At 69.6% G+C, this 20,648-nt stretch carries 23 protein-coding genes, 1 tRNA gene and 1 pseudogene; 13 read left to right on the top strand and 12 right to left on the bottom strand.

What is annotated here, in order from left to right; genetic code table 11:
* Nucleotide 1 precedes the first annotated feature (1 nt).
* The gene (locus B9H04_RS03765; RefSeq protein ID WP_049929974.1) at nucleotides 2-1,618 is read right to left on the bottom strand and encodes a long-chain-fatty-acid--CoA ligase; all 1,617 of its coding nucleotides are present in this window, start codon (nucleotides 1,616-1,618) and stop codon (nucleotides 2-4) included.
* 335 nt (nucleotides 1,619-1,953) lie between these two features.
* On the opposite strand from B9H04_RS03765, the gene B9H04_RS03760 reads away from it, so the two are divergent.
* The 3 genes from B9H04_RS03760 (at nucleotide 1,954) to B9H04_RS03750 (ending at nucleotide 3,987) form a co-directional block, all read left to right on the top strand.
* Nucleotides 1,954-2,028, top strand: a tRNA-Met gene (locus B9H04_RS03760).
* A gap of 96 nt (nucleotides 2,029-2,124) precedes the next feature.
* Nucleotides 2,125-2,736, top strand: coding sequence for a translation initiation factor IF-2 subunit beta (locus B9H04_RS03755; protein WP_049929975.1), 612 nt, complete (start codon nucleotides 2,125-2,127; stop codon nucleotides 2,734-2,736).
* 75 nt (nucleotides 2,737-2,811) lie between these two features.
* Nucleotides 2,812-3,987 carry a M24 family metallopeptidase gene (locus tag B9H04_RS03750; protein WP_049929977.1) on the top strand — a complete coding sequence of 392 codons (1,176 nt, stop codon included), beginning with the start codon at nucleotides 2,812-2,814 and terminating at the stop codon, nucleotides 3,985-3,987.
* Between the two features lie 69 nt (nucleotides 3,988-4,056).
* On the opposite strand, the gene B9H04_RS18545 is transcribed toward B9H04_RS03750, so the two are convergent.
* The 3 genes and pseudogenes from B9H04_RS18545 to B9H04_RS03740 all read right to left on the bottom strand — a co-directional run bounded on the left by B9H04_RS18545 (nucleotide 4,057) and on the right by B9H04_RS03740 (nucleotide 7,438).
* On the bottom strand, nucleotides 4,057-4,209 hold the full coding sequence (locus tag B9H04_RS18545; RefSeq protein ID WP_169514828.1) for a hypothetical protein: 153 nt from the start codon (nucleotides 4,207-4,209) through the stop codon (nucleotides 4,057-4,059).
* A 94-nt stretch (nucleotides 4,210-4,303) separates the two neighbouring features.
* Nucleotides 4,304-6,672: pseudogene (locus B9H04_RS03745) on the bottom strand (ATP-dependent DNA helicase).
* Nucleotides 6,673-6,781: 109 nt separating this feature from the next.
* Nucleotides 6,782-7,438 (bottom strand): HAD family hydrolase, encoded by a 657-nt coding sequence (locus tag B9H04_RS03740; protein WP_049929980.1) that lies wholly within the window; start codon nucleotides 7,436-7,438, stop codon nucleotides 6,782-6,784.
* 135 nt (nucleotides 7,439-7,573) lie between these two features.
* Between B9H04_RS03740 and B9H04_RS03735 the strand changes: the two genes are divergently transcribed.
* Nucleotides 7,574-8,023 carry a TIGR00725 family protein gene (locus tag B9H04_RS03735; RefSeq protein ID WP_049930106.1) on the top strand — a complete coding sequence of 150 codons (450 nt, stop codon included), beginning with the start codon at nucleotides 7,574-7,576 and terminating at the stop codon, nucleotides 8,021-8,023.
* A gap of 6 nt (nucleotides 8,024-8,029) precedes the next feature.
* Here the strand turns inward: B9H04_RS03735 and B9H04_RS03730 are convergent, their stop codons facing one another.
* On the bottom strand, nucleotides 8,030-9,106 hold the full coding sequence (locus B9H04_RS03730; RefSeq protein ID WP_049929982.1) for a receiver/sensor box histidine kinase: 1,077 nt from the start codon (nucleotides 9,104-9,106) through the stop codon (nucleotides 8,030-8,032).
* A 235-nt stretch (nucleotides 9,107-9,341) separates the two neighbouring features.
* On the opposite strand from B9H04_RS03730, the gene B9H04_RS03725 reads away from it, so the two are divergent.
* Nucleotides 9,342-9,542, top strand: a complete 201-nt coding sequence (locus B9H04_RS03725) for a hypothetical protein (protein ID WP_049929984.1) — start codon at nucleotides 9,342-9,344, stop codon at nucleotides 9,540-9,542.
* A complete protein-coding gene (locus B9H04_RS03720) occupies nucleotides 9,539-9,751 on the top strand; it encodes a hypothetical protein (protein ID WP_049929986.1) in 213 nt (70 codons plus the stop codon). Before B9H04_RS03725 ends, B9H04_RS03720 begins: the two co-directional genes overlap by 4 nt.
* A 62-nt stretch (nucleotides 9,752-9,813) precedes the next feature.
* Here B9H04_RS03720 and dph2 read toward each other — a convergent pair whose 3' ends face one another.
* Nucleotides 9,814-10,857, bottom strand: a complete 1,044-nt coding sequence (gene dph2 / locus B9H04_RS03715) for a diphthamide biosynthesis enzyme Dph2 (RefSeq protein WP_049929987.1) — start codon at nucleotides 10,855-10,857, stop codon at nucleotides 9,814-9,816.
* Between the two features lie 230 nt (nucleotides 10,858-11,087).
* Between dph2 and B9H04_RS03710 the strand changes: the two genes are divergently transcribed.
* The 4 genes from B9H04_RS03710 to B9H04_RS03695 all read left to right on the top strand — a co-directional run bounded on the left by B9H04_RS03710 (nucleotide 11,088) and on the right by B9H04_RS03695 (nucleotide 13,708).
* Entirely contained in the window at nucleotides 11,088-11,747 is a 660-nt protein-coding gene (locus tag B9H04_RS03710; RefSeq protein WP_049929989.1) for an alpha/beta hydrolase, read from the top strand.
* A 69-nt stretch (nucleotides 11,748-11,816) separates the two neighbouring features.
* Nucleotides 11,817-12,191: a YlbF family regulator gene (locus B9H04_RS03705; RefSeq protein WP_049929990.1), complete on the top strand. Its 375-nt coding sequence runs from the start codon at nucleotides 11,817-11,819 to the stop codon at nucleotides 12,189-12,191.
* A 93-nt stretch (nucleotides 12,192-12,284) separates the two neighbouring features.
* The gene (locus B9H04_RS03700) at nucleotides 12,285-12,983 is read left to right on the top strand and encodes a nucleotide-binding protein (RefSeq protein WP_049929991.1); all 699 of its coding nucleotides are present in this window, start codon (nucleotides 12,285-12,287) and stop codon (nucleotides 12,981-12,983) included.
* Between the two features lie 104 nt (nucleotides 12,984-13,087).
* A complete protein-coding gene (locus B9H04_RS03695) occupies nucleotides 13,088-13,708 on the top strand; it encodes an RAD55 family ATPase (RefSeq protein WP_049929992.1) in 621 nt (206 codons plus the stop codon).
* Nucleotides 13,709-13,730: 22 nt separating this feature from the next.
* Here B9H04_RS03695 and B9H04_RS03690 read toward each other — a convergent pair whose 3' ends face one another.
* Together B9H04_RS03690 and B9H04_RS03685 are read right to left on the bottom strand one after the other, a co-directional pair.
* Nucleotides 13,731-13,991: a hypothetical protein gene (locus B9H04_RS03690; protein ID WP_049929993.1), complete on the bottom strand. Its 261-nt coding sequence runs from the start codon at nucleotides 13,989-13,991 to the stop codon at nucleotides 13,731-13,733.
* A gap of 150 nt (nucleotides 13,992-14,141) precedes the next feature.
* Nucleotides 14,142-15,077: an FKBP-type peptidyl-prolyl cis-trans isomerase gene (locus tag B9H04_RS03685; protein ID WP_049929994.1), complete on the bottom strand. Its 936-nt coding sequence runs from the start codon at nucleotides 15,075-15,077 to the stop codon at nucleotides 14,142-14,144.
* 176 nt (nucleotides 15,078-15,253) lie between these two features.
* On the opposite strand from B9H04_RS03685, the gene cyaB reads away from it, so the two are divergent.
* A complete protein-coding gene (cyaB, locus tag B9H04_RS03680; RefSeq protein ID WP_049929995.1) occupies nucleotides 15,254-15,832 on the top strand; it encodes a class IV adenylate cyclase in 579 nt (192 codons plus the stop codon).
* Between the two features lie 5 nt (nucleotides 15,833-15,837).
* Here the strand turns inward: cyaB and B9H04_RS03675 are convergent, their stop codons facing one another.
* The gene (locus B9H04_RS03675) at nucleotides 15,838-16,314 is read right to left on the bottom strand and encodes a MaoC family dehydratase (RefSeq protein WP_049929996.1); all 477 of its coding nucleotides are present in this window, start codon (nucleotides 16,312-16,314) and stop codon (nucleotides 15,838-15,840) included.
* 87 nt (nucleotides 16,315-16,401) lie between these two features.
* On the opposite strand from B9H04_RS03675, the gene B9H04_RS03670 reads away from it, so the two are divergent.
* Entirely contained in the window at nucleotides 16,402-17,265 is an 864-nt protein-coding gene (locus tag B9H04_RS03670) for an HpcH/HpaI aldolase/citrate lyase family protein (RefSeq protein WP_049929997.1), read from the top strand.
* A 173-nt stretch (nucleotides 17,266-17,438) separates the two neighbouring features.
* Nucleotides 17,439-18,692, top strand: coding sequence for a Glu/Leu/Phe/Val family dehydrogenase (locus B9H04_RS03665; RefSeq protein ID WP_049929998.1), 1,254 nt, complete (start codon nucleotides 17,439-17,441; stop codon nucleotides 18,690-18,692).
* Between the two features lie 30 nt (nucleotides 18,693-18,722).
* Here B9H04_RS03665 and B9H04_RS03660 read toward each other — a convergent pair whose 3' ends face one another.
* The 3 genes from B9H04_RS03660 to B9H04_RS03650 all read right to left on the bottom strand — a co-directional run bounded on the left by B9H04_RS03660 (nucleotide 18,723) and on the right by B9H04_RS03650 (nucleotide 20,619).
* Complete coding sequence (locus B9H04_RS03660; protein WP_049929999.1) at nucleotides 18,723-19,436, bottom strand: diphthine--ammonia ligase; 714 nt, start codon at nucleotides 19,434-19,436, stop codon at nucleotides 18,723-18,725.
* A 103-nt stretch (nucleotides 19,437-19,539) separates the two neighbouring features.
* Nucleotides 19,540-20,109, bottom strand: coding sequence for a DUF7110 family protein (locus B9H04_RS03655; RefSeq protein ID WP_049930001.1), 570 nt, complete (start codon nucleotides 20,107-20,109; stop codon nucleotides 19,540-19,542).
* Nucleotides 20,110-20,274: 165 nt separating this feature from the next.
* A complete protein-coding gene (locus tag B9H04_RS03650) occupies nucleotides 20,275-20,619 on the bottom strand; it encodes a glutaredoxin family protein (protein WP_049930003.1) in 345 nt (114 codons plus the stop codon).
* Nucleotides 20,620-20,648 lie beyond the last annotated feature (29 nt).

The raw sequence follows: 20,648 nt of genomic DNA, 5'->3' as shown, positions 1-20,648 counted from the left end.
GTTATCCCTCGCCGACCATCCGGTCCTCCTCGTCCCACTCGCGCTCGCGCAGTTCGTACTTCTGGATCTTGCCGGTCGCGGTGGTCGGGAGTTCGGCGACGAACTCCACCTCGCCCGGCGTCTTGTAGTCCGCGACGCGCTCGCGGACGAACGTCTTCAGCTCCTCGGGCGTCGCGCCCGCGTCGTCGGGGTCACCGCCCTCGGGGACGACGAAGGCCTTCGGGGTCTCGCCCCACCGCTCGTCGGGCGCGGGGATCACGGCCACGTCGGAGACGACGTCGTGCTCGAAGAGTGTGTCCTCCAGTTCGATCGAGGAGATGTTCTCCCCGCCGGAGATGATGATGTCCTTCTTGCGGTCCTGTATCGAGACGAACCCGTCCTCGTCGACGACGGCCAGATCGCCCATGTGGTAGTACCCCTCCAACCGCTCGGAGAACGCCTCATCGGTGGCCTCGGGCTTGTTCCAGTAGCGGTCCATCACTTGATTACCGCGGACGACGATCTCGCCGATCGTCTCGCCGTCCGCGGCCACGTCCTCACCGTTCTCGTCGACGACGCGTACGTCGGTGCCGAGGTAGCCGATCCCCTGCGTCTTCTTCACGGCGAAGCGGTCGTCCGAGTCCGCCTCGAAGTGGCGCTTCGCGTCGGAGGTGGTGATCAGCGGCCCCGTCTCGGTCGCGCCGTACACGTGTTTGAGATCCCAGCCGAACTCCTCCTCGACGGTGCGGATCGTCGCCTCCGGCGGCGCCGCGCCCGCGGTGGCGACCCGCACGTCGTTGTCGCCGGCCGTCGCGCCGCCGTGTTCGGCGTGGTGGTCGCCGAGCATGTTGAGGACGGTCGGCGCCGCACAGAAGTACGACACGTCCTCGCTCCGGATCCGGTCGAACGTCTCGGCGACGTCGACCCCGCGGGTACAGACGTGGCGAGCGCCGGCCCCGGTGATCGCGTAGATGTGGCCCCAGCCGTTGACGTGGAACATCGGTAGCGTCCAGAGGTACACTTCGTCGTCCGTTATTTCCTGATGGATGGAGATGAGGTACGCGTGGAGCGTCTCGGCCCGGTGGGTCCGACACACGCCCTTCGGGTCGCCGGTGGTGCCGGAGGTGTAGTTGATCGTGATCACGTCGTCCTCGTCCATTGCCGGCCGTTCGTAGGCGTCCGGGTCCGCGTCGTCGAGCGCCGCGTCGAACGACTCCCAGTCGCCTTCGACCGCGTCGGCGTCGTTCGTGAGGAACGTCTCCGTGGGCACCTCGTCGTGGATCGCCTCGACGTTCGGGGCGTACTCGGCGTCGGCGTAGATGGCGTCGACTCCGGCGTCGGAGAGCATGTACGAGAAGTCGTCCGGCGTAAGCCGGTAGTTCAGCGGGGCGTGGATCGCCCCGACCTGCATCGCGCCGTAGGCGGCCTCCAAGTGGTAGTGCGTGTTCGGGTCCAACACCGCGACCCGGTCGCCCTTCTCGATCCCGCGCGCCTGAAGCGCGGCGGAGAAGCGGTCGGCGCGGTCGCCGAGTTCGGCGTACGTGTACCGCGTCCCGTCGACCGCGAGGACGGCCTCCTCGTCGGCGTAGTGGCGTCGCGCCCGGTCCAGAAAGTCCGTCGTCAACAGCGGCTTGTACATCGTCTATCACTATCTATGATGTGTGAAATTGTTTGCGGCCGACGCAATGGAGGGGCGGTCCCGGGATCATTTTTACGCTCGGCCGCGGACCGTCGGGAAGTGATCGACGGGTCCGTCGGATCGGTGTTCAGCGATGGATATGTGGTTCTCGCGCTGCGAGTACGGATCAGGGCCATCGCGGCGCGAGCGGAGGACGGCGAAGCCGCGAGCGAGGAGTGATCGAACGTCCCCGCGGCACCGATTCGGGGGAACGCGAACGGCGCAGACGCGTGGACGAATCGCACACCGGCGGCGGGATCAGAACCCTTAACAGTCACACGCGATTGTGCTACGATAGCGGGATGGGATAGCCAGGAGATTCCGCCGGGCTCATAACCCGGAGATCGGTAGTTCAAATCTACCTCCCGCTACTTCTGACCGACTGCCACTCTCCTAGCACCGGGTCCATTCCGGGCTGCCGCTCCGAACCCGGAAGCGATTTCCGTCGCGCTGTCGTTCCATCGCGTATGGATTACGAATCGAGCCTCGACCGCGCGATGGAGGAGGTGCCGGACCTCGGCGGCTCCGACGAGCGGCTGTCGGTACCCGACCCCGAAACGCAGAAGGACGGGGCGTTCACGCGACTGACGAACCTCTCCGCGATCGCCGACGCGCTGAGCCGCGACCCCGAACACGTCCACTCGAAGATACAGCAGGAGCTCGGGACGGCCGGGCAGTACGAGGACGGCCGCGCGCGCTACAGCGGGAACTTCCGCGAGCGCGACTTCCAGGCCGCGATCGACTCGTACATCGAGTCGTTCGTCACCTGCTCGGAGTGCGGCCTCCCCGACACGCGACTGGAGACCGAGAACCGGACGCCGATGCTCCGCTGTGAGGCCTGCGGGGCCTTCCGACCGGTGGCGAAGCAGAACACCTCCGACACCCAGCGGCAGGAGGACGCCGTCGAGTCGGGCAACACCTACGAGCTCGAGATCGTCGGCACCGGCCGCAAGGGCGACGGGGTCGCCGAGCGCGGCGAGTACACCATCTTCGTCCCCGGCGCGCAGGAGGGCGAGACCGTGACCGCCTACATCAAGAACGTCTCCGGCAACCTCGCCTTCGCTCGCCGCGAGAGCTGAGCCGGCGTCGAAGACGCCCGTACTTCGCGTTCCGCTACCCGACTTTTTATGCGCGCGTTCGCACATCCCTGAGCCATGGCCACGCGACTTCCCGAGTCGACCTTCGACGACCGGCTCGCCGCCGTCCGAGACCGGCTCGCCGACACCGACGCCGACGCCGCGACGTGGGTCGGCGCGACGGCGATAGAGTACCTCACCGGCTTCCACCACATCCAGACGGAGCGGCCGGTCGTCCTCGCGGTCACCGACGACCGCGTCGAGATAACCGTTCCGAGGCTGGAGGTCGAGCGCGTCGAGCCCAACCCGCGGATCGACGCCGTCCACCACTACTTCGACTATCCCGGTGGCGAGCCCGTCTCGGTCGCCGTCGAGATGCTGCGCGACCTCGGCGCCGAGACGATAGCCGCCGACGCCGACGGCCCGCCGGGCGTGATGGGGTACGAGGGGCCCGCGTTTTCCGACTCGGTCGACGTCAGGGCCCAAGCGTGGGTCGACCGGATGCGCTGGGCGAAGTCCGACGCGGAGGTCGACCTGATTCGCGAGTCCGCGAAGTGGGCGAACCTCGGCCACCGCTACCTCGCCGACTTCTCCGGACCGGGCGCGCACCCGGCGACCGTCTCGCAGCGCGCGTCCACGGAGGCGTCGCGCGCTATGCTCGACGCGCTCGGCGACGCCTACAGCGTCCGCGTCCGCGGCGACGGGCCGGTCCACGCAGGCTACATCTCCGGCGAGGAGACCGCGCTCCCGCACGGGCACACCCCGAACGAGCGGCTCTCCGAGGGCGACGTGCTCGTTACGGGCGCGACCGCGAACGTCGACGGCTACCGCTCGGAGTTAGAACGGACGATGTTCGTCGGCGATTACACCGACGAACAGGAGCACTACTTCGAGCTCATGCTGGAAGCGCAGACGCTCGCAATCGACGCCTTGGGTCCCGGCGTCCCGGTGGCCGAGGTCGATCGGGTCGTCTGGGACTACCTCGAGGAACAGGGCGTGACCGACCTGGCGCAACACCACGTCGGCCACAACATCGGGCTCGGCGCCCACGAGCCGCCGTACATCGACCGCGGCTGGGACGAGCGCTACGACGGCGACGACGCCGTGATGGCGCCCGGCCACGTGTACACGATCGAGCCCGGGCTGTACACCGACGAGTACGGCTACCGACACTCGGACACGGTGGCGATCACCGAGTCGGGGACGGAACGGCTCACGAACTTCCCGCGCGACATCGACTCGAACGTCGTCTGAGGGTCGTTCAAACGCCTTGGCCGGGGTGACCGGGCCCGCTCGAGACCGTCGGGCCGGGCGAGCCGAGACTCACTCGACCCGGTCGATCACCACTCGATGACCGGTGTCTGCGGCGTGGTTGCGGCCGTAGTCGTCCGCGTCTCCCGCGATTCCGATCAGCCGTTCGAAGGGGCACTCGCGACAGACGACGTGGTACAGTTCGCCGGGAAATGGTGGTTCCATACGTTGACACACGTTCCCCGGAGACGTAGTTACGCGCTGCCTACTCGCATTGAACGCGCTCCCTACTCGCATTGAACGCGCTGTTAGTCACCGGCTACCGGCGCGACTCGAACCGGTCGAGCGCGACATCCAGCATGTCCGGACTCACCGGCTGGTACTCCTCCCGCTCGTGATCGGGCAGGTACTCCCTGACCGCGTTCCACGAGTCGCGGGCGTACCGGGCGTCGAGGAGGACGCGGACGCCTCGCTCGTCCGGTCCGCGGATGACGCGGCCGACCGCCTGCCGCGCCTTTCTGACGGCGGGCACCGTCAGGGCCGTCTCGAAGCCGGACTCGAACCGGCAGTCGTAGGCGGTGATTACCGCCCGCGTCTGCGGTCGCGCCGTGTTGATGATCGGGACGCCGCAGACGACGGCCGCCGAGAGCCGGTCCCCGCGGTAGTCGACGCCCTCCGTGAGGGTGCCGCGGAGGCTCGTCACCAGCACCTTGCCGTCGCCGGCGAAGAAGTCGTCCTTCAGTGACTCCGTCTCTCGGTCGCCGGAGGACTCGTCTAAGAGGACAGGCTTGTCGAGCCGCGCCGAGAGCGACTCCGCCATCCACGTCGCCTCTGCGTAGCTCGGGGTGCCGACGAGGACGTTCCCGTCGCGGCGCGCGACCGCGGTCGTCGCGTCGAGGTGCGCGAGCCGCGTCGGGTTCTCCTCCCCCGGCGCGCCGCGGTTCTGGTGGGTGAACTTCGGCGCGTCGACCGCGAGGCTCGCGCGGTTCTCCTCGGGGAACGAGAGGCCGTACGTCCGCTCGATGACCGGGCGGCCGCGCTCGGCCAGGTGATCGAGTCCGGTCACCTCGCGGAAGAGGTCCATCGGCTCCAGCGTCGCGCTCATGAGGACGCCGCCGCCGAACTCGGCGAGCCGGTCGCCGATCGGTTCGCTCGGAAGGCAGTTGTGGAGCGCGAGGCGGGCGTTGTACGCGCGCCGCCACGAGTCCGGCGGCTTCGTCTCGTCGAACGTGCGTTCGAGCTCGATCGCGCGGAAGAAGTCGGTGTGTCCCTGGCGATACCAGGCGTTGAGGGTGCGGCCGACCCCGGGCGCGGCGCGCTGCTTGTCCTCGTCTTCGAGCGAGTCGAGGACGCGCTTGACGACCGCGCCGACCTGCTCGGCGCGCGCCCAGACGCGCTCGCCGTACCCCTCGCCGTCGGCCCACTCGGTGATCGCGTCTTCGCCCGGCTCCTCGGGGTCGCGGAGCGGGATCTCCTCGTCGTCGAGGTCGCGCATCGACGCCCGCCAGTCGGGGCGCTCGCGGTCGAGGTGCGCGGTCACGCGGCGGTCGAGCTCGCCGCGGAGGTCGGCGTAGAACTCTCGGACCGCCTCGATCTCCTCGACGGTCACGTCCGCGTCCTCCAGCTCGCCGCGGACGAGGGCGGCGTCGTCCGACTCGGCGCCCGCGCTCTCGAACGAGAGGGGCTGAACGACGCGCGTGAGCTCGTTCTCCGCGTCGCGGAGGCTCGCGTCCGGACGGCGTCGCTCACGAGGTCCCGGACGCGCGGTTCGAGCATGTGCGCCTCGTCGCAGACGACGAACGTCGAGTCGTCGAGGAGCGCGCCGGTGAACGTCCCCGTCGTCACCGGATCGAACGCGTGATAGTAGTTGCCGATGACGACCTCGACCTCGGGGACGAGCGCGCCCATGATCGAGTGCGGACACGAGCCGTGGCCCGCCGCGAGCCGGACGAGTTCGTCGGCGTCGACGTGGCCGAGCTCGGTCACGTCGAACGGGACCGCCTCGGCGGGCTCGCCGTCCTCCGGCAGGTCGTCGAGGAAGCCGGCGTAGAACGGGCAGAACTCCACGTCGTCGTACTCCTCCGTGTCGGGGCGATACGGCGTCGGCTCGCCGTCGACGGAGAGGTAGTCGGCGTCGGGCGCGCCCGAGTCGGCGGCGGCAGTCCCGCCGGCGGGTCCCGCCGACCCCGAGTCCATGAGTCCCACCTGCTGGCTCCGCGCCTCGCTCACGAGGTTCGCGGTCGTCGTCGCGCCGCCGTCGCCGACGAGGTTCCGGGTCCGCTCGCGGAGCCCCTCGCAGCGCTCGTACACGTTCTCGCGGTCGATCCCGCCCCGGTTCTCGCGGGCGTACGGACAGACGTCGGCCTTCCCGACGAGGGTGAGACCAGAGACGGGGTCGTAGTCGCTCGGCAGGTTCTCGTTCACCGCCCGGAGATCCGTCTCGAACTGGCGCAGCTGCTGTTTGACGCTGGTGAGGACGAAGACCCGCTCGAAGTCGGAGTCGGGGTCGCGGACGCGGTCGAGCCCGGCGGTGAGCGCGAGCATCGTCTTCCCCGTCCCGCAGGCGCCTTCGAGGGCAAGGAAGCCGCCGTCCGCGGCGGCGTCGACGGCGGCGTCGATGCCGTCGGCCTGCTCGGGGTACGGTTCGGGATGGCCGAAGAGGTCGGCCCACGGGGGCGAGTCGGTCACGGAGGCGAGTTACGCACCATGCGATTTAAACGCTTCATCGCCGGACGCGGCCCGCGGTCGTCGTCGACGCGTCGCTGCCGGAAAGCGGACGCTCGGAAGGGGCTCGGCCTCACTCCACGATGTCGTGGAGGTCGGAGAGCCGGTCGATCTCCCACGTCGGCCAGACGTTCAGTTCCCAGTCGCGGCGGTGGGGACGGCGGATAAACGCGGAGTCGATCCCGGCGTTCTCGGCGGCGCGCACGTCGGACTCGTTGTCGCCGACGAACAGGGCGTTGTCCGCGTCGAGGTCGCCGAGCGCCTGCTCGATGTAGTGGGGGTTCGGCTTGCGGAGCTGGAGCGAGTGGATCGTCGGCTCGCGACCGTACGCGGCGCCGATCCGGTCGAACCCGTCGAAGTGATCGACGAGGAAGTCGACGGTTGCCTGCTGGTTCGACGAGACGATCCCCATCTGGACGTCGAGGTCCTGGAGCTCGTCGAGGTCGTCGTACGGCGTCTTGCGTCCCTGACGGGCCTCCTGCTGTTGGGCCCGCGACACCACGTCGTCGCGCGTCCGCCAGAACGACCCCGGGTCGAGGTCGTACGTCTGACAGACGGTGCCGACGCTACCGGGGGTCGCACCGATGGTCATCTGCTCTACGTCGTCCGGATCGGGCTCCTCGACGCCGCACTCCTCGAACGCGTTCCGGGTCGCATCCCGGAGCACGTCGAAGCGCGTGCGGCCCACGAGGACACCGTCGTTGTCGAACACGACGGTATCGTACGTCATAGCCCTCATTCACGGCCGGCAGGGATAAGGGTTTCAGTGGGCGTCTCGACGACGAGAATCGGCGGGGAGCCCGTCTCGACGCCCCTCGCGGCCGCGACCGACCGATTTTACCCGGCGCGGACCCACCGACGGGCCATGCGCGTCAGCGTCATCGGCGGGAGTACGATCGGTCCGGAGACGGCGGCGGTCGCGGAGGCCCTCGGCGAGCGGCTCGCCGAGCGGGGCCACGCCGTGGTCTGCGGGGGCCTCGGCGGCGTCATGGCTGCTGTCTGTCGCGGGGCCCGGACGGCCGACGGCGAGACGATCGGGATCCTCCCGACCGACGACCGGAGAGACGCCAACCCCCACGTCACGACGCCGATCGCGACGGGGCTCGGCCACGCGCGTAACGCCCTCGTCGTCATGAACGGGGATGCCGCGGTCGCGGTCGACGGGGCGGGGGGCACGCTCTCCGAGATCGGGCTCGCACTCGCGCAGGGCCGTCCGGTGGCCGGAATCGACACGCACGACGTGGACGGCGTCGAGGCCGTCGACTCGCCAACGGCGGCGGTCACGTACGTCGAGCGGGCCGCGGGTGCGGACTGAAGCCGGTCAGTCGTTGAACTCGACGCCGGTCACGTCGAACCTGGCACCGCCTCGCGCCCCCTCGGAGACGGTGACCTCCCACCCGTGGGCCCTGGCGACCTCGCTGACGATGTTCAGTCCGAAGCCGGTCCCGTTCGCGCCCGTCGTGTACCCCACCTCGAACACGCGGTCGCGCGCTTCCGGCGAGATTCCCGGGCCGTCGTCCGCCACGAAGAACCCGGCCGGCAGGACCGCGCCGGCGCGCGTCGTCGTGTACATCGGGGAGATGTCGCCGATAACGACGACCACGTCGTCGCCGGCGTGTTCCACGCTGTTCCGGAACAGGTTCTCCAACAGCCGCTTCAGCCGCCCGCTGTCGGCGAGGATACGCCGGTCGGTGTCGACGGTCAGCGTGGCGTCGCCGGTCGCGACGTTCGCCCAACACTCGTCGGCGAGGGCCGCCAGTTCGACCGGATCGAGGTCTTCCGGCCGCTCGCCCTGTTCCGCGAGCGTCAACAGGTCGGAGAGTAGTTCCAGCGTCCGGTCGACCGCTGACGCCGCGTCGTCGACGTGTTCGCCGCCGCCCTCCGCTTGCGCCATCGCGAGCCGACCCTGCGCGACGTTGAGCGGGCTCCGCAGGTCGTGAGAGACGCCCTGGACGAACTCCTCGAACCGGTCGCGCTGCCGCTCCGCCTCCGCGACGGCGCGGGCGGACGCGACGGCGTTCGATACCCGGTGAACGAGGACGGGCGTCCGGTCCGAATCGGGACACGCCCTCGCGACGTCGGTGGCACCCGCGTCGAACGCCGCGGACACGGCGGGCGCGTCGAGCGTCTGGTCGGGGCAAAACAGGATCGGAAGCTCCGGGTGCCGATCGCGGGCCGTCGAAACGAGGGAGAGGCCGGTCCGTTCCGCCGGGTCGCCGACCGTGACCAGACAATCGACGGGCGAGTCCTCGATTATCTCCGCGGCCGCGTCGGCCCCCGCGACCGGCTCGACGGCGAGGCGGTCGTCCGCGCGCTCAAGCGAGTCCTTCAGCTCCGCGGCTCGGTCGGGCGTTCCCGCGGCGAGGACGACGGTGATCGAACCGCTGGGTGTGGACATCACGGAGAACCTTACCCTCAACGCCCGTCCGCTCGGCAGATAAACGTTGTTCCGACGCGCGCCGGCAGGGCCGCTTCCATCGAATGTTGGTCTTTCGCCGCTCGGCGCTCGCCGAGCCGATCGCTCGCGAGGCCGGCCCCTTCGACGAACGCTCACCGATCGAGCGTGTCGGGCCGCGGAACGGCCTAATTAGATATAATTAAATTTTTGTCGGCGGAGCGGGAGATGTTTGCCAATGAGCGAGTACACCACGATTTCACTGCGGAAGGAGTTCGTCGCGGACGTGGAGGAGTACATCGAAGACGAACCGTTCGGCTCCGTCAAGGAGTTCGTGAAACACGTCGTTGTTCAGGAGATGGAGTCGGACGACGGGGTCTCCGAGGCGGAGGCGAAGCAGATCGCACAGAAGCTCCGCGACCTCGGGTACATGGAATGAGCGGGAGCCACCGCGGACAGGGGGCGGTCCTCGACGGCCTCGACCGCGCCGACCTCGTCCTGCTCGCGATCCCGCTCGCGTTCTGCGCCGTGTACGCGGTCGGGTCGCTCCTCGCGCAGGGGAACGCGGTTCCCGTCGCTGGCGCGTCGCTCGCGGCCGGGGCCCTCGTGGTCGACGGGCTCTTTGTGCATCCGCCGAACGAAGCGTGACGGCGATTCCGCTCCGAGGACGGTACCCAAAAAAATAGCGTCTCCTGCTTCCGTGCGCCGCCCTACCAGGTGTCGTGGAACGTGTCGAACTCGATCGAGTCGAGCGGCTTCTCCCCGATCGCGGCCTCGTACTCGCCCGGCGTCAGCATCGGCTTGTGGAACCGCGGGCCGTCGTCGGTCGTGATCCGCGGGCAGCCGGTGTTGACGAACGCGTCCATGTCGAAGTTCCGGAGGCGGTCCGGCGTCACCTCGTCCATCGTGATCAGGTAGGCGTTGTCGTTGTTGTCGACGATCTCCTGGGCCTTCTCCCAGCGGCCCTGCCCGATCTTCGTACAGAAGATGACGCCCCACTTCTCGGCGTCCATCGCCTTGTGGACCGCGGCGTAGCGCTGCTTGAGGAACTGGTCGTGTTCGGCGACCGAGACGGCGTTGTTGACCGGGTCCGCGATGACGACGCGCTTGTCCGGGTGCTCCATCGCCAGCCCGACCGGGTGGAACTTCCCGCCGCCGACGTACAGCACCTGCTCGGCGTCGATGTCCGCGGAGGCGTAGTTACAGCCGAGCACCTGCCCCTCCTTCGTGAGGCGGTCGTCGCCCCGGCGGGTGTGGACCTCGTAGCCGCGTTCCTCCAGCCAGTCCGTCATCTCCTCGAACCGGTTCATGTGCTGGGCGGTCGTGACGAGGCCCACGTCGGCGTCCTCTTCGGGGGGCGCGAGTTCCTCCTCCAGCGCGTCCTCCATGATCGGGAACGGGTCGACGTTCGAGAACAGCGGGACGTAAACGATGCTGTCGGACTCCTTCATCGGCGTGTGGCCGAAGTGAACGAACACGTCCGTCCGCCGCATCAGGTACGTGTCGAGGTCGCAGGCCCCGTAGCAGGGCTGCCCCGAGAGCATGAACGTGACGTCGTCGGGTGCGACCTCGCGGAGGTCGTCCGCGACCTTCGGACCGCGGCGCTTGAGCCCCTCGGGGAACTGTAAGCCGACCTTCGAAGCGTCGCGCTCCTCGATGGCCTCCAAGATTCGGTCGAGCTCGTAGTCCCACTCGCGGTCGTGCTTGAGGGCCATCCCCGTCTTCGTCAGGTCGCCCTCGGTGGAGCCGCTCATGTCGACCGGATTGTGCGGCAGGACGGTTAAACGGCGCGTTCGACCCCGAGTTTCGTCCCAGACGTTCGTGATCGTCGGAATCCCTCGCCCCGCGCCGGGGTCGTCACGGCGTCTCGACGCGTCGCACTCGGCGTCCAAGTCGGCCGATCCTGAGACGACGAGCGGCCCGCCGAACCGACGCGCTGCCGCGGTCGACGGACCTAACAGCCGCCCTCGCTAACCCCGCACCGATGACCGAGATTCCGCTCGAACACGTTCACGTCGCCCCCGACGAGGAGTCCGGCGGCGAGCCCGCGCCCGCCGTCTTCGTCCTCCACGGGCGCGGCGCCGACGAGGAGGACCTCCTCCCGGTCGCGGCCGAACTGCCCGACGAGCTCCACGTCGTCAGCCTTCGCGCTCCCGATCCGCTTCAGGGCGGGTACACGTGGTACGAACTGGACCTCTCGGCGGGCGGGCTGGAGTCCAGCCAACCGGACGCCGACGACTTCCGGCGGAGCCTCGACCTGATCGGTGAGAGCGTCGAGCGCGCGGTCGACGCCTACGGACTCGACGCCGACCGGCTCGGGCTGCTCGGGTTCAGTCAGGGCGCGATAACGAGCCTCTCGCTCCTCTTGGAGGACCCTGACCGCTACGCGTGGGTCGTCGCCCTCCACGGGTACCTCGCGGAGTCGCACGCCGACCTCGACCCGGACGGGATCGAGGGGAAGCCGGTCTTCGTCGGCGCTGGCGCCGGCGACCGGGTGATTCCCGAGTCGCGGACGACCGCGGCCGTCGAACGGTTCGAAACTCTCGACGCCGATGTCGCGAGCGGGAGCTTCCCGGGCGGCCACGGCATCGGCCCGCAAGAGCTCGATGCCGTCGTCGAGTTCGTCGCGTCTCGGACGGCGTAGCGAACCCCGAACGTCGCCGCCGAGCCCCGGCTCCGGCAGGTTCAAACCGCTCGGCCACGATGTCAGAACATGAGCGTCGAACAGGTCTCCATCGAGGACCTCGGTCGAGAGCTCGGCGAACGCATCGCCGAAACCCCGGAGTACGAGCGCTTCGAGGAGACGAGGGCCGCGGTCCAGCGAGACGAGGAGGTACAAGCGGCGATCGACGAGTTCGAGCAGCTTCGCGCGGAGTTCATGCAGGCCCGCCAGACCGGGCAGGCGACGAACGCCGAACTTCAGCGCGTTCAGGAGGCGCAGGACGAGCTCCACTCGATGCCGGTGATGAGCGAGTACCTCGACGCACAAGACGAGCTGAACGAGACCCTCGAAGCGATCAACGAAGCCATCTCGGAGCCCCTCGCGGTCGACTTCGGTGGGGAAGCCGGCGGCTGCTGTCAGGACTGACTCGCGGACTACGCCCGTCGTTCCGGCGAGCCGAACGCCCGCACCCCCGGCGACCGGCCCGCTCCTTATGACGAATACCGACGCACCACCCCCGTGATAGCCGTCGCCGGCGGCAAGGGCGGAAGCGGAAAGACGACCACCACCCTCGGGCTCGCGCGCGCACTCTCGCGGCGCGGCGCGCGGACCATCGCGGCCGACGCCGACTGGGGTCTGCCGAACCTCGCGCGGCTCGCAGCGGAGACCGCGACCGACGGCGGTCCGGCCGATCCCGATCTCCCTAGCGGTCCAGAGGACGAGACGACGGTCCGCGACGCGGTCCGCGGGACCGTTCCGGTCCGTCCCGACCGCTCCGAGCCGACCGTTCTCGCCGCCCCGGACGCGCCGCGATCGGTCGACGCGTTCGGAGCGCTCGCGGCGCTCGACGGCGCGACGCCCGACGGCGCGCCGGTGTTGCTCGACTGCCCGGCGGGCGCGTCGGCGGACGCGGCCGCACCGCTTCGGGCCGCGGACCGCGCGCTGATCGCGACGCCGCTCCGCCGCGCCGCGCTCCGTGACGCCGCGAAGACGGCGGCGATCGCTCGCCGCCTCGACTGCCCGCCGGTCGGGGCGGTCGCCGTCGGCGAGGCGAGCGTACCGGACTCGGTTGCGACGCTGCTCGGCTGTCCCGTCCTCGGTGCGGTTCCCGACGGCGGAGCCGAGCCGCTGTCCGACCCCGCGGTCCGGAGCGCGTACGACGAACTCGCTCGGCGACTCGGCGAGACGGCGGCGGCGGACGGGTGGCAGATCGCGTGAGAATCACGGACGCGGCCGACTCCGGGGCGGCGGATTTCGGTGGCGAGACCGGTCGAGAGAGCCGCCACCGACAGACCCAAACCTCCACGGGCGGCAGCGATCATATGGAGACGCTTCCGACCGGGGTCTCGGTGCTGGACCGACAGTTCGGCGGGGGGTTCCCGAGCGGTAGCGTCGTCGTGTTGAAGGCGAACCCCGACAGCCAGTCCGAGCTCATCTTGGACCGGTTCGCCCGCGTTCGGAGGTGCCGCTACCTCACGACCGTCCGATCGGCCGGGGCGGTGGAGGCGGCGCTCAGCCGCGACGGGGACGGGGAGACGACGGTGGAGGCCACCGACGAGATCGGCGACCTCGACGAGGCGGCGTCGCTCACGACCGATCTCCCGGAGGAGGGAACGCTGATCGTCGACTCCGTGGAGCCGCTGGAGCGCGGCGCGTCTCCGGCGGCGTACGCCGAGTTCCTCGACGGCGTGCGTGCTCGGGTCGACGACGCCGACGGCGTCGCGCTGCTCCACGCGCTCCGCGGCGGGGAGGACCCGCAGGCGCGCCGGATCACGGAACAGGTCGCGGACATCGTGTTCGACCTCCGGACGACGGTCACCGGGACCGAGATCGCGAACCGGCTCGTCGTCGCCAAGTTCCGCGGCGGCGCCGCCTTGGAGGAGCCGCTGAAGTTGAAACTCACCGACGAGGTCGCCGTCGACACGAGCCGCGACATCGCCTGACGCGGCCGATCGCTTGATTCGGCTACGACACGACGGACGCGAGAAGTGTTAGCGCGCCGACGACGGCCGAAGCGATCGCCCAGTTTCGCGCGGTGTCGAACGCTCCGTACGGCCCGCCCTTCCGCGAGAAGAGGTACGACGCGTACACGGCGAGCGGCGCCAGCGTCGGGAGCGTCGCAACCGAGACGACGGCGGTGAAGCTCGACAACAACGCGACCGCGACGGTCGTCGCGCCCGCGACCGCGGCGACGAGCGCGTCCTCGCGTGCCCGTTCGATCTCCATACCGGTGTGGGCGCGGCGTCGGGCAAAAGCGATCCGTTCGTCGGTCGACCTGACGCTGCGGGCTGAGCCACCGGAGTGAGTGGCGGCGTAGCGCGGCCGCTCGAGGCACCAGCGTCTCGAAGAAGCGAAACTCGGCAGCGACGGGGTCCGTTACTCTTCGTCGATCTCGTCGACGATCTCGTCGGCGTCGACGTCGACGTCCTCGAGCGCCTCCTCGATGTCGACATCGCCGGCGCCGGCGCCGCCCATGCCGCCCATCATGCCGCCGAGGCCACCCATGCCGCCGCCCTCGATGACCTCCTCGATCACGACGCGGTCGAGGTCGAGGCGGTCCATGAGGTCCTGCGCGATCTGCTGTTTCTGGAACATCCACTGCTGGTTCATCTGCATCGCCTGCGTCGCGGTGACGTAGAGGATGTCCTTCTCGACCTCCTCGGTCTCGACGGTCTCCTCGCCGTCCTCGTCCTCCGTGACGGTCTCCTCCTCCTCGGTCTCCGTCTCGATGCGGACCTCGGGCGCCTCCTGGAGGTACATCCCGAGCATGCCGGCGGCCTGCTCCTCGCGGTCGTCGATGGCTTCGAGGATCTCGTACTCGTACTCGAGGTCCTCGCCGGCGAGCGGGTGGTTAAAGTCGACGCGGGCGCGGCCGCCGATGATCGTCTCGAGGTGGCCCTGCTGATTGTCGATCTGGACCTGCGCGCCGGGGTAGCGGCTGTCCTCGGGGATCTTGTCGGCCTTGACGGTCTCGACCTCGTCGGGGTCGTACTCGCCGAAGGCGTCGTCGGCCGGGACGTCGACCGTTCCCTCGTCGCCGACGGCGCCGCCGATGAACGCCTCCTCGACGGAGGGGAACACGTGGCCGGCACCGAGCGCGATGATCCGGGGCTCGAAGTCGTACTCGTCGACGTCGATCTCGGCGTCCTCGGCCGTCTCCTTGTCGGTCGTGTCGATGACGCGGTCGTCGTCGGCCGTTCGGATCGTGTACGCGACGCGGACGAAGTCGCCGTCTTCGAGTCCGTCAGCGTCAGTCTCGGTCTCGGTCTCCTCGGCCTCGGCGGCCGCGTCCGCTTGCTCCTGATCGCTCATACCTGAAGGTCACCTGTTACACCCTTAAGAAGCACGGTTCGGCCCGAAGCCCGCCGACGAGCGGGCGACAGCGGCGATTCGGCGGCCGACGCGCCGGCCTACGGGTCGCGGCGGTTCGTCGCGGAGCACGGCGGCGTCCCGCGCTCCTTATGAGCGGTCCGACCGCAGTGCCGGGCATGTACGAGGTCGAGATCAAGGTACCGGCGGACCTGGACGCGACGCGAGAGCGCCTCCGCGAGGTCGGGGCCGAGCACGTCGCCGCCAAGCGACAGCGCGACACGTACTACGACGCGCCGCACCGCGAGTTCGCCGAAACGGACGAGGCGCTCCGGATCCGGCGCGAGATGCCGCTGTCGGACGGCGAGGGGTCGGCGTCCTCCGCCGACGACCCGGCGGCGACGATCACCTATAAGGGACCCCTCCTCGACGAGGCCTCGAAGACCCGCGCCGAACACGAGACGGGCGTCGACGACGGAGAGGCGCTCGCGGCGGCCCTCTCCGGGCTCGGCTTCGAGCCGGCCGCGACGGTGGAGAAGCGGCGCGAGTTCTGGGCGTACGACGGGTTCACCGTGACGCTCGACGCCGTCACCGGGCTCGACGAGTACGTCGAGATCGAACGCGCCGTCGAGTCCGAAAGCGAGGTCGACGCGGCGCGCGAGGCAGCGATCGAGGCGCTCGACCGGCTCGGCCTCGACGCCGACGACCAGGTTCGCACCTCCTACCTCGGGCTGCTGCTCGCCGGCGAGGACGACTGAGGCAGTCAGCCGTCCCCGTCCCCCGTCGGCCGCTTCTCGGAGAGGACCGTCCGCTCGAACTCGCAGACTAAGACGTCGTCGTCGCCGTCGACGATCTTGAACGCTTCCACGCGCATGGTGACGACGCCGCGCTCGCCGTCGCTCGTCTCGCGCTTGTCGGTGACCGTCGAGCGGGCGCGGATCGTGTCGCCGTGGAACACCGGGTTCGGGTGTTCGACGCCGTCGTACGAGAGGTTCGCGACGATGGTGCCGTCGGTCGTCTCCGGGATCGACATCCCGACCGCGAGCGACATCGTGTACAGTCCGTTCACCAGTCGCTCGCCGAACTCCGTCTCCGCGGCGAAGTCGGCGTCGAGGTGGAGCGGCTGCTGGTTCATCGTCATGTCGCAGAAGCGCTGGTTGTCGGCCTCGCTTATCGTCCGCCGCGTCGCGTGGTCGATCGTCTCGCCGACTTCGAACTCCTCGTAGTACAGTCCGGGCATGGGCCCCCGCTCGACCGGCGGCGTGAAATCGGTACCGCTCTCGGGGCGGCCGTCGGGTTTTATTTGCCCGCCCGCGCACCCCCGCACATGCCACGCCGAAGCCTGCTGTTCTCGCCCGGCGACAGCCCCGAACTCATGCGGAAGGCGCCGGGAACCGGCGCCGACGTGATCTGTTTCGACCTCGAGGACGCCGTCGCGCCCGGCCGGAAGGACGAGGCGAGGGCGGCGGTCCGCGAGGTGCTCGCGGACCCCGCCTTCGACCCGGACGCGGAGGTCTGCGTCCGGCTCACCGCCGAGTCGCCCGCGGCCGACCTCGACGGAGTGATCGGTACCGACAGAGAGGGGGGCGGCGACGCGGTCACCCTCGACGCGGTGATGCTCCCGAAGGTCGAGGGCGCGGGTCGGGTCGAGCGCGTCGCCGAACTGTGCGCCGAGCGGGGCCGCGATCCCGCAGTGTTCTCGCTCGTCGAGACGGCGGCGGGCGTCCTCGCGGCGGAGGCGATCGCGGCGGCGGAGGCGACCGACGCGGTCGCGTTCGGCGCCGAAGACCTCGCCGCGGACGTGGGCGCGACCCGGACCGACGAGGGGACGGAGGTGCTGTACGCCCGCGAACACGTCGTCCTCGCCGCGAGCGCGGCCGGCGTCGACGCGCTCGACACGGTCTACACGGACTTCTCGGACGAGTCGGGGCTCCGGGAGGACGCCGCGTTCGCGCGCCGGCTCGGCTACGACGGGAAGCTGGCGATCCACCCGGCGCAGGTAGGCCCGATCACCGAGGCGTTCACCCCGGACCCGGACGACGTCGAGTGGGCCGCGGCGGTCCTCGACGCCCGCGACGAGGCGGAGGGGGAGGGACGCGCCGTCTTCCAGGTGGACGGCGAGATGATCGACGCGCCGCTGATCGCGCAGGCGGAGCGGATCCTCGACCGCGCGCCCGACGGGACCCGCTGAGTCGGATCGGTGGCCCGGCCGGCGTTCGGGTCGCGATCCGCCCGGCTGTCGCTGTGGACGGGGTCGACCCGCATCGCTCGATCGGCGTCGATGCGCGTCGTTCGGACGGTGTCGGCACGCACAATTTCCGTACCGGTCGCCACAGTTAACCACCGCCCACCGAGACTGATCGTATGACTACGGAGGCGAATCCGTTCGAGAGCCTGCGGGAGCAGGTAGACGACGCCGCGGCGGTCGTCGACGCCGACTCGGGCGTCATCGAGCGCCTGAAGAACCCGGAACGGGTGTTGGAGACGAACCTGACGTTCGAGCGCGACGACGGCTCGCTGGAGACGGTGCGCGCGTACCGCGCGCAGTTCAACGGCGACCGGGGGCCGTACAAGGGCGGGATCCGCTATCACCCGGGCGTCACCCGCGACGAGGTGAAGGCGCTGTCGGGCTGGATGGCGTACAAGTGCGCCGTCGTCGACGTCCCGTACGGCGGCGGCAAGGGCGGCATCGCGATCGATCCGGCGGACTACTCCGAGTCCGAGCTGGAGCGACTCACGCGGGCGTTCGCGACGGAACTCCGGCCGCTGATCGGCGAGGACCGCGACATCCCCGCGCCGGATGTCAACACCGGCCAGCGGGAGATGAACTGGATCAAAGACACCTACGAGACCCTCGAAAACACCACCGCCCCCGGCGTCATCACGGGGAAGGCGCTCGACTCCGGCGGCAGCGAGGGTCGCGTCGAGGCGACCGGTCGCTCCGTCGCGCTGTCGGCCCGCGAGGCGTTCGACTGGCTCGGCCGCGACGTCGCGGACGCGACCGTCGCGGTTCAGGGGTACGGCAACGCCGGGTCGATCGCGGCGGCGCTGCTCGACGACCTCGGCGCCGACGTGGTCGCGGTCTCCGACTCCGCCGGCGGGATCCGCGACCCCGAAGGGCTCGACCCCCGCGACGTGAAGGCGCACAAGGCCGAGACCGGGTCGGTGACGGGCTACCCCGGCGCCGACGGCCTCACGAACGACGAGCTGCTCACGCTCGACGTCGACTGCCTCGTCCCGGCCGCGCTGGAGAACGCGGTCGACGCCGAGCTCGCGGCGGACGTCGGCGCCGACCTGATCGTCGAGGCGGCGAACGGTCCGCTCACGCCCGACGCCGACGACGTGCTCGCCGACCGCGACGTCAACGTCGTCCCCGACATCCTCGCGAACGCGGGAGGCGTCACCGTGTCGTACTTTGAGTGGGTCCAGAACCGACAGCGGTTCAGTTGGACCGAGGCGCGCGTCAACGAGGAACTGGAACGCGTGATCACGGAGGCGTTCGACACGCTGGTCGACACCTACGAGTCGAACGACGTTCGCAACCTCCGCACCGCGGCGTACGTCGTCGGTATCGGTCGGATCGTGGACGCGTACGATCAGGCCGGAAACTGGCCGTAACGGGACTCTTTCGCCGTTTCAAAGGGCGCTCTACTCCAGCGTCGCGTCGCGGACCTCGATGTGACCGCGGTCACCCTCCCAGACCGTGTCGTACGTCAGGTCGATGCGGCGGTCCATGTGCGGGCCGTCGACGACGTACGTCTCGAACTCGCCGCCCTCGCCGAGCGGGTGGACGCCGTACTCCTCGCGGAGCGCGAGCAGGTCGTCGAGCGCGTCCGCGTCGTACCGTCGTCCGAGCCATGATTCGTCGAGCCCGTACGCCGCCACTTGGATGATCCGGATCTCGAAGTCGGCGTCGAACATCGCCTCCGCGAGTTCGACCGGGTCCCGCTGCCACAGCGGGGCGAACAGGTCGATCCCGAGCCGGTCGCACATCCCCCGAATCCGGTCCGTCTGGAACTCGCTCTCGACGGCGCCGGCCGTGACGCCGGCGAGGTCGAGGTCGTCCGCGGCGGCGATCTCTCGGAGCGCCGCCTCCATCGGCTCCAGCTCCGCGTCGCCCTGCGCGCCGGCGTCGTCGACGTCTGCGGCGCCGAAGTCGTCCGGCGACACCTCGACGAGGTCGACGCCGACGCTCTCGGCCGCGAGTTCGGCGAGCTCGGTCGCCGGCGTGTGGTACATGTACGAGTCGCCGGCGGGGTGGACGGTCAGCAGCCGCGAGACGTCGAGCCCTTCCTCCAGCGCGCGGTACAGGGCCCACGAGGAGTCCTTGCCGCCGGAGAAGAGGCTCACCCAGTTGCTCATGAGCGGGAGAGGGAGTCGCGCGGATAAAGAGTCGGCGGTCGGACGGCGAGGGAGCCGCGAATCGCACGCCGCACGCGGGACCGGCCGCGGCGAACGCGCCGCCTCAGTCGGAGATGAACTCGTTGTCGCGCCAGTTGACGCCGCCGTCGCCCTCGCCGGCGCCCTGCGGGCTCTCGACGACCTCGATGCTGGCGGGACGGGGTTCACCTTCGACGATCCGGGTCGCCTCCAGTTCGCCGTCCTCCTCCGTGATCGCGGTGAGCGTCCCCTTCTCGGAGAGCGTCGCGATCTTGCGGAGCACGCGGAACATCGGGTACTGGAGCGCGGAGTTCTGGAGGACGGTCTCGCGGTCGCCCTTGAAGCAGGCGAACTCGACGAGCTCGGAGGGGATCTCCTCCTCCTCGTCGTCCATCCACTGGGGGCCGCCGGCGCGGGGCGGTTCCTCCTCCCAGACGCGGGTCTCCGTGACCGACGCCTTCAGCTGCGCCGTGGGCGTGTACTTGCTGATCGACTCGTCGTCGGACAGGGCCTTGATGATGAGTGTGTTGTTTCGACGCGTGATGTCGATGTCGTCGATCTCCTCCGGCAGATCGGGGTCTTCGTCGAAGTACGTCTCTACGTCTTCGAGTGGCAGTTCGAGCGTCGAATGGAGTCGGAACACGCGGCCTGTCATTGTTTGTGGAATGCGGTGGGGTCGAACCGGTGGTCACGGCGGCGGCGGCAACGGCCGCACCTACCGTAGCTACGCACCGTAGGTTTATATGGACTGCCCTTCGATGTGTCAGGATCCGCGTACACGTCGCGCCCGGACCGGAGGATCAACGGCGGGGGCGACGGCTCACTCAGCGCCCAGTTCCGCGGCGAGCTCGCCGCGCTCGTCGAGTTCGCCGAGCACGTCGCTGCCGCCGACGAACTCGCCGTCGACGAACGTCTGCGGAATCGTCTCCCACCCGCTGTGAGACTCCAGCGCCTCGCGGTACTGCGGCAGCGCGGGCAACACGTCGACCGTCTCGAACTCCTCGACGTGCTGGGAGATCAGCTCGACGGCGCGCTGGGAGTAGCCGCACTGGGGCATCAGACGGTTCCCCTTCATGAAGAGTACCACGTCGTTGTCGGCGAGGACCGTCTCGACTCGCTGTTCGATCTCTTCGGCGTCGGCGTCGGCTTCGGGACTGAACGTCATACGGCTCGATACGCGACGCCGAGGCAAAT

This window comes from Halorubrum ezzemoulense DSM 17463, assembly GCF_002114285.1.
Taxonomy (GTDB): domain Archaea; phylum Halobacteriota; class Halobacteria; order Halobacteriales; family Haloferacaceae; genus Halorubrum; species Halorubrum ezzemoulense.
The sequence above is the reverse complement of the archived record's forward strand: the minus strand, read 5'-3'. Positions and strand labels throughout refer to the sequence as shown.

Excerpts from the sequence above, each read along its gene's own strand:
- B9H04_RS03765 (WP_049929974.1), bottom strand. The coding sequence starts at position 1,618 with ATGTACAAGCCGCTGTTGACGACGGACTTTCTGGACCGGGCGCGACGC.
- B9H04_RS03755 (WP_049929975.1), top strand. The coding sequence starts at position 2,125 with ATGGATTACGAATCGAGCCTCGACCGCGCGATGGAGGAGGTGCCGGAC.
- B9H04_RS03750 (WP_049929977.1), top strand. The coding sequence starts at position 2,812 with ATGGCCACGCGACTTCCCGAGTCGACCTTCGACGACCGGCTCGCCGCC.
- B9H04_RS18545 (WP_169514828.1), bottom strand. The coding sequence starts at position 4,209 with ATGGAACCACCATTTCCCGGCGAACTGTACCACGTCGTCTGTCGCGAG.
- B9H04_RS03740 (WP_049929980.1), bottom strand. The coding sequence starts at position 7,438 with ATGACGTACGATACCGTCGTGTTCGACAACGACGGTGTCCTCGTGGGC.
- B9H04_RS03735 (WP_049930106.1), top strand. The coding sequence starts at position 7,574 with ATGCGCGTCAGCGTCATCGGCGGGAGTACGATCGGTCCGGAGACGGCG.
- B9H04_RS03730 (WP_049929982.1), bottom strand. The coding sequence starts at position 9,106 with ATGTCCACACCCAGCGGTTCGATCACCGTCGTCCTCGCCGCGGGAACG.
- B9H04_RS03725 (WP_049929984.1), top strand. The coding sequence starts at position 9,342 with ATGAGCGAGTACACCACGATTTCACTGCGGAAGGAGTTCGTCGCGGAC.
- B9H04_RS03720 (WP_049929986.1), top strand. The coding sequence starts at position 9,539 with ATGAGCGGGAGCCACCGCGGACAGGGGGCGGTCCTCGACGGCCTCGAC.
- dph2 (WP_049929987.1), bottom strand. The coding sequence starts at position 10,857 with ATGAGCGGCTCCACCGAGGGCGACCTGACGAAGACGGGGATGGCCCTC.
- B9H04_RS03710 (WP_049929989.1), top strand. The coding sequence starts at position 11,088 with ATGACCGAGATTCCGCTCGAACACGTTCACGTCGCCCCCGACGAGGAG.
- B9H04_RS03705 (WP_049929990.1), top strand. The coding sequence starts at position 11,817 with ATGAGCGTCGAACAGGTCTCCATCGAGGACCTCGGTCGAGAGCTCGGC.
- B9H04_RS03695 (WP_049929992.1), top strand. The coding sequence starts at position 13,088 with ATGGAGACGCTTCCGACCGGGGTCTCGGTGCTGGACCGACAGTTCGGC.
- B9H04_RS03690 (WP_049929993.1), bottom strand. The coding sequence starts at position 13,991 with ATGGAGATCGAACGGGCACGCGAGGACGCGCTCGTCGCCGCGGTCGCG.
- B9H04_RS03685 (WP_049929994.1), bottom strand. The coding sequence starts at position 15,077 with ATGAGCGATCAGGAGCAAGCGGACGCGGCCGCCGAGGCCGAGGAGACC.
- cyaB (WP_049929995.1), top strand. The coding sequence starts at position 15,254 with ATGTACGAGGTCGAGATCAAGGTACCGGCGGACCTGGACGCGACGCGA.
- B9H04_RS03675 (WP_049929996.1), bottom strand. The coding sequence starts at position 16,314 with ATGCCCGGACTGTACTACGAGGAGTTCGAAGTCGGCGAGACGATCGAC.
- B9H04_RS03670 (WP_049929997.1), top strand. The coding sequence starts at position 16,402 with ATGCCACGCCGAAGCCTGCTGTTCTCGCCCGGCGACAGCCCCGAACTC.
- B9H04_RS03665 (WP_049929998.1), top strand. The coding sequence starts at position 17,439 with ATGACTACGGAGGCGAATCCGTTCGAGAGCCTGCGGGAGCAGGTAGAC.
- B9H04_RS03660 (WP_049929999.1), bottom strand. The coding sequence starts at position 19,436 with ATGAGCAACTGGGTGAGCCTCTTCTCCGGCGGCAAGGACTCCTCGTGG.
- B9H04_RS03655 (WP_049930001.1), bottom strand. The coding sequence starts at position 20,109 with ATGACAGGCCGCGTGTTCCGACTCCATTCGACGCTCGAACTGCCACTC.
- B9H04_RS03650 (WP_049930003.1), bottom strand. The coding sequence starts at position 20,619 with ATGACGTTCAGTCCCGAAGCCGACGCCGACGCCGAAGAGATCGAACAG.